We start from the raw sequence: 6,531 nt of genomic DNA, 5'->3' as shown, positions 1-6,531 counted from the left end.
GAGAGCCATTAGCTCAGTTGGTAGAGCATCTGACTTTTAATCAGAGGGTCGAAGGTTCGAGTCCTTCATGGCTCATATAATCACAGGAAAGGACTTTGGAGATATAATCCAAGGTCCTTTATTGTTTCTATTTAAACCTTAAACCAATCACTGGTTTAAGGTTTTTTCCGTATATATATACATAATTTTGTCGAGTTGAGTCATTGACATGAAAGCGGTTAAAATAGAGTACATAAAGGGGTAGGGGGAATTAATATGAACAAGCTATCAATTATTGGGATGCCGATGGATTTAGGTCAAATGAGACGTGGGGTAGATATGGGACCTAGTGCAATCCGTTATGCTGGCATTGTGGAACGACTAAAGCCACTATTTGATGAAGTACATGATCTAGGTGATATTCCAATTGGCAGACCTGAAGTAGTGGTGGATAAAGAATCCAATTTGCGGAATCTAGATTTAGTTGCTGAAAAAAGTGCTCTTCTTGCTGATAAAGTAGATAATGCAGTTCAATCTGGCGCGTTTCCGTTAGTACTTGGTGGTGATCATAGTATTGCAATTGGTACGTTAGCAGGGGTCTCTAAACACTATAAAAACCTCGGTGTCATTTGGTATGATGCACATGGTGATTTAAATACGGCAGAGACAAGTCCATCGGGTAATATCCATGGGATGCCTTTGGCAGTAAGCATTGGGTTAGGTCACAATTTATTAACTGATATAGGTGGATACGGTCCAAAAGTTAAACCTGAAAATGTAGTCATTATTGGCGCAAGAGCGCTGGATGATGGAGAAAAAGATTTAATAAAAGAAATAGGAATCAAAGTTTATACCATGCATGAAATTGATCGGATGGGGATGGCAAAAGTAATGGAAGAAACCATCGCTTACCTGAAAGATAAGACAGATGGTGTCCATTTATCTCTTGATTTAGATGGCTTAGACCCTAATGATGCTCCTGGCGTTGGAACACCAGTTATCGGTGGAATCAGCTACAGAGAAAGTCATCTTGCTATGGAGATGTTAGAAGAATCAAAGATTATTACCTCAGCAGAATTTGTAGAAGTAAATCCAATTTTAGATGAAAAAAATAAAACAGCAAGAGTAGCTGTTGAATTGATGGGTTCCCTATTCGGAGAAAAATTATTATAAATTCTTAATGCTGCAATTCGAAGGAAAACAGGTGAACCTGTTGTTCTAACGAGCTGCAGCTTTTTTATATTCATTTTAAAATTTAAGACTAAAAAACGTTACTTTTCCTCCCCTCCTAAAAATCCTTAAACTAATAATGGGCCCTTTTAGTGAATTTTTGTTAATATTAAAGGTACTGAGAAGTTTTTTCGTGTAAAACGAAACTTTTTTGCTATCGATTCGTATTATCGATTAGCAGCAATGGAGCTGAGGTAACTTAATGGATGCAATAGTCAAAAAGAGAATTAAACAAGTAATCAAGGGTGATCAAGATGCCTTTGGTGAAATCGTTGAAATATATAAGAACAGTATTTATCAACTATGTTTCCGAATGCTTGGAAACCGTCATGAAGCGGAGGATATGGCACAGGAGGCATTTATCCGTGCTTATGTTAATATCAAATCGTTTAATCAAGACTTGAAATTTTCTACTTGGCTTTTTCGAATTGCTACCAATCTGTGTATTGACCGAATGCGTAAAAAGAAACCGGATTATTATTTAGATGCAGAAGTAGCAGGGGCGGAAGGGTTAACGATGTATTCCCAGATTCCTTCGAACACACCGCTGCCAGAATCAGAATTAGAAAGCTTACAGCTGCAAGAGGCTGTCCAGAAAGAAATCTTAAAACTGCCCGACAAATATCGGACAGCCATCGTATTAAAATATATGGAAGAGTTGTCCTTAAACGAAATAAGTGAAATTCTAGATTTACCCCTTGGAACGGTAAAAACAAGAATTCACCGTGGCCGGGAAGCATTAAGACAACAATTACGCTATGTGTGATAAGAGGTGAAACTGTTAATGTGTCCAGAACAAATCATCGAACTAATGCATGAATATTTAGATGACGAAATTACACCTGAGCAAGAACAAGTATTAAGAGAACACCTCCTAAGCTGTAAAGAATGTGAAAGTTTATTTAACGAACTTAAAAAGACGGTCGCTTTTGTCAAGAGTATATCTACCATGCAGGCTCCAGACAATTTTACAGCCAACGTATTATCTAGGTTACCAAAAGAAAAACGGAGGATTTGGATGCAGCGTTGGATGAAAAACCATCCCTTGCTTGCTGCCGCTTCCTTATTTTTCATATTAATGATGGGAAGCTTATTCTCTACTTGGAATCAAGATAAAGACTTTTCTGTTTCGAAGCAAAAAAACTTAGTGGTAAGAAATAATACGGTCATTGTTCCTAAGGGTGAAACGGTAAAAGGTGATGTTATTGTCCGAAATGGGAATTTGGATATAGAGGGCGAAGTCCAGGGTGATGTGACAGTCATAAATGGTGAGAAGTATTTGGCTTCGGCAGGGCATGTAACAGGGCAAATTGATGAAGTAAATGAGGTATTTGATTGGATTTGGTACCATATTAAAAAGACTTCGCAGGATGTCGTGCAAATATTTGGAGACCAGCCGGAAACTAAATAAAAACAAATCACTCGGGCAGAGTGATTTGTTTTTTTAAGCTTATACATATAATAGGTACAAGAGGTATTTGTGATATAATAAATAGATTGTAATTTATATGTGTTAAAGAAAATTACGGAGGAAGAACAATGCCGTTTGCTGATTTCGAATTATGGAAGTATTTAGCTAGTATTGTTGATATTGCCCTCGTATGGTATGTCATTTACAAGTTGATTAATGTGATTAGAGGAACGAAAGCCGTTCAATTGCTAAAAGGCATTCTGGTTATCCTGCTAGTTAGAGTTGTCAGCGAGTTTCTAGGCTTCCAAACGTTAAGCTGGATGATGGAACAGGCGATAACATACGGGTTTCTTGCGATTATTATCATTTTTCAGCCGGAACTTAGAAGAGCTCTTGAGCAATTAGGCAGAGGGAAGTTCTTTTCGAGAAGTAGTAATCCGGATGAAGAAAATCCTGAAAAAACCGTTGAAGCGATTATTAAGGCAACGGACTATATGGCAAAGCGCCGTATTGGGGCATTAATCTCGATTGAGAGAGAAACAGGAATGGGCGATTACATAGAAACAGGTATTCAGTTAAATTCGAATATTTCTTCTGAATTGCTGATTAATATTTTTATCCCAAATACACCGCTCCATGATGGTGCAGTCATCATTCAAAGAAATAATGTCGCGGCTGCCGCATGCTATCTGCCGTTATCGGAAAGTCCGTTTATTTCTAAGGAGCTGGGAACTAGGCATCGGGCCGCTTTAGGAATAAGTGAAGTAACGGACAGTGTTACAATCATTGTGTCAGAAGAGACAGGTCATATCTCGCTTACCAAGAACGGGGAGCTTCATCGCGCGATTAAATCAGAGCAACTGAAAGAATTACTTACGAGTGAATTGTTTACTAATTTGAAGACAAAACAAGCTTCTTCAGCCCGTTGGAACTGGAGGGGGAAAAATAATGGATAAATTGATGGATAATCCCTGGTTTATTAAAATTCTTGCCTTGCTTTTAGCTGTGCTTTTATATTCCTCTGTACCACATACAGGGAAAAAACTAACGGATGTAAATGTCCCCGGTGAGCAATCAACAGAAACCATAAAAAATATTCCTGTTAAGGTTTATTATGATACGAAGAATTTAGTGGTGTCTGGAATTCCGGCTACGGTTGATCTCACCTTAAAAGGGCCATTAACGCATATTAAGTCTGCCAAAGCGTTAAAGAACTTTGAGGTTTATGTAGATTTATCGAAAGCTAACATTGGAAAACAGAAGGTGAAATTAAAAGTCAAAGATCTGTCTGATAAATTAACTGCGACTATGAAACCTGCAACCGTGAATGTTTCCGTCCAGGAAAAAATCACAAAGGAATTTAAAGTAGATGCAGAATTTAATTCGAGCCAAATAGAGGAGGGCTATTCTGCGGGGCAACCTGTGGTCGAGCCTAGTAATGTGAAGATTACGGGTGCCAAAAGTGTCATTGACCGGATTTCCTATGTCAAGGCAACCCTTGAGGAAAAGAATAAACTGACAGAAACCATTTCAGAGGCAGCCAACATCCAGGTTCTTGACAAGGACTTAAATAAGTTAAATGTTGAGGTCAATCCGGAAAAGGTAGAAATCACCATTCCAGTAAAAAGTAATAGTAAGACTGTTCCGATAAAAATAGTGAGGAATGGTACCGCGCCAGAGGGTGTGACGATTAAATCGATTGAAATCGATGAAAAAGAAGCAACCATTTCCGGGGATGTTAATGTTTTAAACAAAACGGAAAACGTTCGGGTTGAGGTCGATATCAGTAAAATCACCGACAACACCACACTAACCTTACCCGTTATTATCTCTAATGGTATTACGAAGGTTACCCCGCAATTAGTGAAAGCAACCGTTGTGGTTGAAAAAGAAGAAAAGAAAACCGTTTCAGATGTACCTTTAAAAATTCAAGGCTTATCCGCTGAATATAAGGCAACCATAAATGACCCTGATAATCAGTTGGTAAATATATTAGTAAATGGCCCCATTTCAGATGTTAACCGTGTGAGGCCTAAGGACTTTAATGTCTTTATTGATTTGTCCAGCCTTCAAGAAGAAGGGGTATATGAAGTGGACATTCAAGTGGAGGGCCCGACGACAGTTAAGTGGAAACCTAATAAATCATCAGCGAAAATTACGATTGAAAAAAATAATGCATAATATCCAGCAATACATGTTGAAGGAGAGATTTTTATAATGGGAAAATATTTCGGGACCGATGGGGTACGCGGAGTAGCAAATAGCGAGTTAACACCTGAGTTGGCCTTTAAATTAGGTCGCTATGGCGGATATGTTTTAACAAAGGATACCGACCGTCCCAAAGTACTCATCGGGCGTGATACACGAATATCCGGGCATATGTTAGAAGGAGCACTAGTGGCAGGGTTACTCTCCATTGGAGCCGAAGTTATGCGTTTAGGAGTCATTTCTACTCCGGGTGTTTCATTTTTAACAAAAGCCTTAGGTGCTCAAGCGGGAGTGATGATTTCTGCTTCTCATAATCCGGTGGCTGATAACGGCATTAAATTTTTTGGACCGGATGGCTTTAAGCTATCCGATGAGCAGGAATTAGAAATTGAGGCACTTATCGATTTACGTGAAGATCAACTGCCTCGTCCAGTGGGCTCGGACCTTGGTCAAGTCATGGATTATTTCGAAGGCGGTCAAAAGTACCTCCAATATTTGAAAAATAGTGTGGATGAAGAATTTACAGGAATCCATATTGCCTTAGATTGTGCACATGGTGCAACATCTTCGCTAGCGGCACACTTATTTGCTGACTTAGATGCGGACTTATCAACTATGGGTGCTTCACCGAATGGTCTAAATATCAATGCAGGTGTCGGGTCAACACACCCGGAAGCATTAGCAGCCTTGGTAAAAGAAAAAGGTGCCGATGTCGGTCTTTCCTTTGACGGGGATGGTGACCGTTTGATTGCAATCGATGAAAATGGAACGATTGTGGATGGTGACCAAATCATGTATATTTGCGGCAAATATATGAAAGAACAAGGTCGTTTAAAGCATGGAACGATTGTTTCCACGGTCATGAGTAATCTTGGCTTCTATAAAGCACTTGAGGCACATGGAATCCATAGTGTACCGACGGCTGTGGGTGACCGTTATGTGGTCGAAGAAATGAAGAAAAATGGTTTTAATCTGGGCGGCGAACAATCTGGCCATATTATCTTCCTAGACTATAACACCACTGGTGACGGTTTATTATCAGGTTTGCAATTAGTTAATATTATGAAGGCAACCGGCAAGCCTTTATCAGAGTTAGCCGGTGAAATGAAAAAATTCCCGCAAAAGCTTGTCAATGTAAGAGTAATTGATAAACATCATGTAACCGATAATGCAAAGGTAAAAGAGGTTATTGAGCAAGTGGAAGCAGAAATGGCCGGGAACGGTCGAATTCTCGTTCGACCATCAGGAACCGAACCATTGGTCCGCGTCATGGCAGAGGCATCAACAGAGGAGCTTTGTGAATCCTATGTCAACCGGATTGTAGCAGTAGTAAAAGAAGAAATGGAATTAAAGGAATAGGAATTTACTAAGGGGACCCACACGAGCGGGTCCCCTTATGCATATTTTATTATGAATGATTTATAGATATTGGGGAATACTAGAAATCCCTTATTTTGGTTGACGTGGCCCCTTAATCATAGTAGTATTAATTTGCTTTGTTTTCTTCAAAGCAGAAATTATTTCTTTTAAAGAAAGGTGGGCAGCGTGAGAATTATACATTTTAAAAGCGCCTGGACTAACCCAAAGTGGTGGGGTTAGTTGACGAGGAGGAGGAGTATCGAATGTTCGGCGGATACCTCCCGGTTGAAACGCACAACCGAAAATTTCTTCTTTAAAACACAGAGGCAACTTTGTGCACAAAG

6 protein-coding genes and 1 tRNA gene are annotated in these 6,531 nt (G+C 39.4%); all 7 read left to right on the top strand.

The annotated features are described in order from the left end of the window. The first annotated feature begins 2 nt into the window (after window positions 1-2). The 7 genes from BDR01S_RS20650 to glmM all read left to right on the top strand — a co-directional run bounded on the left by BDR01S_RS20650 (window position 3) and on the right by glmM (window position 6,187). A tRNA-Lys gene (locus BDR01S_RS20650) sits at window positions 3-75 on the top strand. A 180-nt stretch (window positions 76-255) separates the two neighbouring features. Beyond that, the gene (gene rocF, locus BDR01S_RS20645; RefSeq protein WP_066249480.1) at window positions 256-1,152 is read left to right on the top strand and encodes an arginase; all 897 of its coding nucleotides are present in this window, start codon (window positions 256-258) and stop codon (window positions 1,150-1,152) included. 259 nt (window positions 1,153-1,411) lie between these two features. Beyond that, the gene (gene sigW / locus BDR01S_RS20640) at window positions 1,412-1,975 is read left to right on the top strand and encodes an RNA polymerase sigma factor SigW (RefSeq protein WP_066249483.1); all 564 of its coding nucleotides are present in this window, start codon (window positions 1,412-1,414) and stop codon (window positions 1,973-1,975) included. A gap of 18 nt (window positions 1,976-1,993) precedes the next feature. Next, window positions 1,994-2,620: an anti-sigma factor family protein gene (locus BDR01S_RS20635; protein ID WP_066249486.1), complete on the top strand. Its 627-nt coding sequence runs from the start codon at window positions 1,994-1,996 to the stop codon at window positions 2,618-2,620. 128 nt (window positions 2,621-2,748) lie between these two features. Continuing rightward, window positions 2,749-3,576 (top strand): diadenylate cyclase CdaA, encoded by an 828-nt coding sequence (gene cdaA, locus BDR01S_RS20630; protein WP_066249489.1) that lies wholly within the window; start codon window positions 2,749-2,751, stop codon window positions 3,574-3,576. Then, window positions 3,569-4,801: a CdaR family protein gene (locus BDR01S_RS20625; RefSeq protein WP_066249491.1), complete on the top strand. Its 1,233-nt coding sequence runs from the start codon at window positions 3,569-3,571 to the stop codon at window positions 4,799-4,801. The genes cdaA and BDR01S_RS20625 overlap by 8 nt, the downstream gene beginning before the upstream one ends. Window positions 4,802-4,837: 36 nt before the next feature. Further along, the gene (gene glmM, locus BDR01S_RS20620) at window positions 4,838-6,187 is read left to right on the top strand and encodes a phosphoglucosamine mutase (protein WP_066249493.1); all 1,350 of its coding nucleotides are present in this window, start codon (window positions 4,838-4,840) and stop codon (window positions 6,185-6,187) included. Window positions 6,188-6,531 lie beyond the last annotated feature (344 nt).

Source organism: Neobacillus drentensis NBRC 102427 (genome assembly GCF_001591445.1).
In the GTDB taxonomy this organism is placed as follows: Bacteria; Bacillota; Bacilli; order Bacillales; family Cytobacillaceae; genus Neobacillus; species Neobacillus drentensis.
The sequence above is the reverse complement of the archived record's forward strand: the minus strand, read 5'-3'. Positions and strand labels throughout refer to the sequence as shown.

Bases quoted from the DNA above. Each gene is read 5' to 3' on its own strand.
- BDR01S_RS20635 (WP_066249486.1), top strand. From the start codon at position 1,994: ATGTGTCCAGAACAAATCATCGAACTAATGCATGAATATTTAGATGAC.
- glmM (WP_066249493.1), top strand. From the start codon at position 4,838: ATGGGAAAATATTTCGGGACCGATGGGGTACGCGGAGTAGCAAATAGC.
- sigW (WP_066249483.1), top strand. From the start codon at position 1,412: ATGGATGCAATAGTCAAAAAGAGAATTAAACAAGTAATCAAGGGTGAT.
- cdaA (WP_066249489.1), top strand. From the start codon at position 2,749: ATGCCGTTTGCTGATTTCGAATTATGGAAGTATTTAGCTAGTATTGTT.
- BDR01S_RS20625 (WP_066249491.1), top strand. From the start codon at position 3,569: ATGGATAAATTGATGGATAATCCCTGGTTTATTAAAATTCTTGCCTTG.
- rocF (WP_066249480.1), top strand. From the start codon at position 256: ATGAACAAGCTATCAATTATTGGGATGCCGATGGATTTAGGTCAAATG.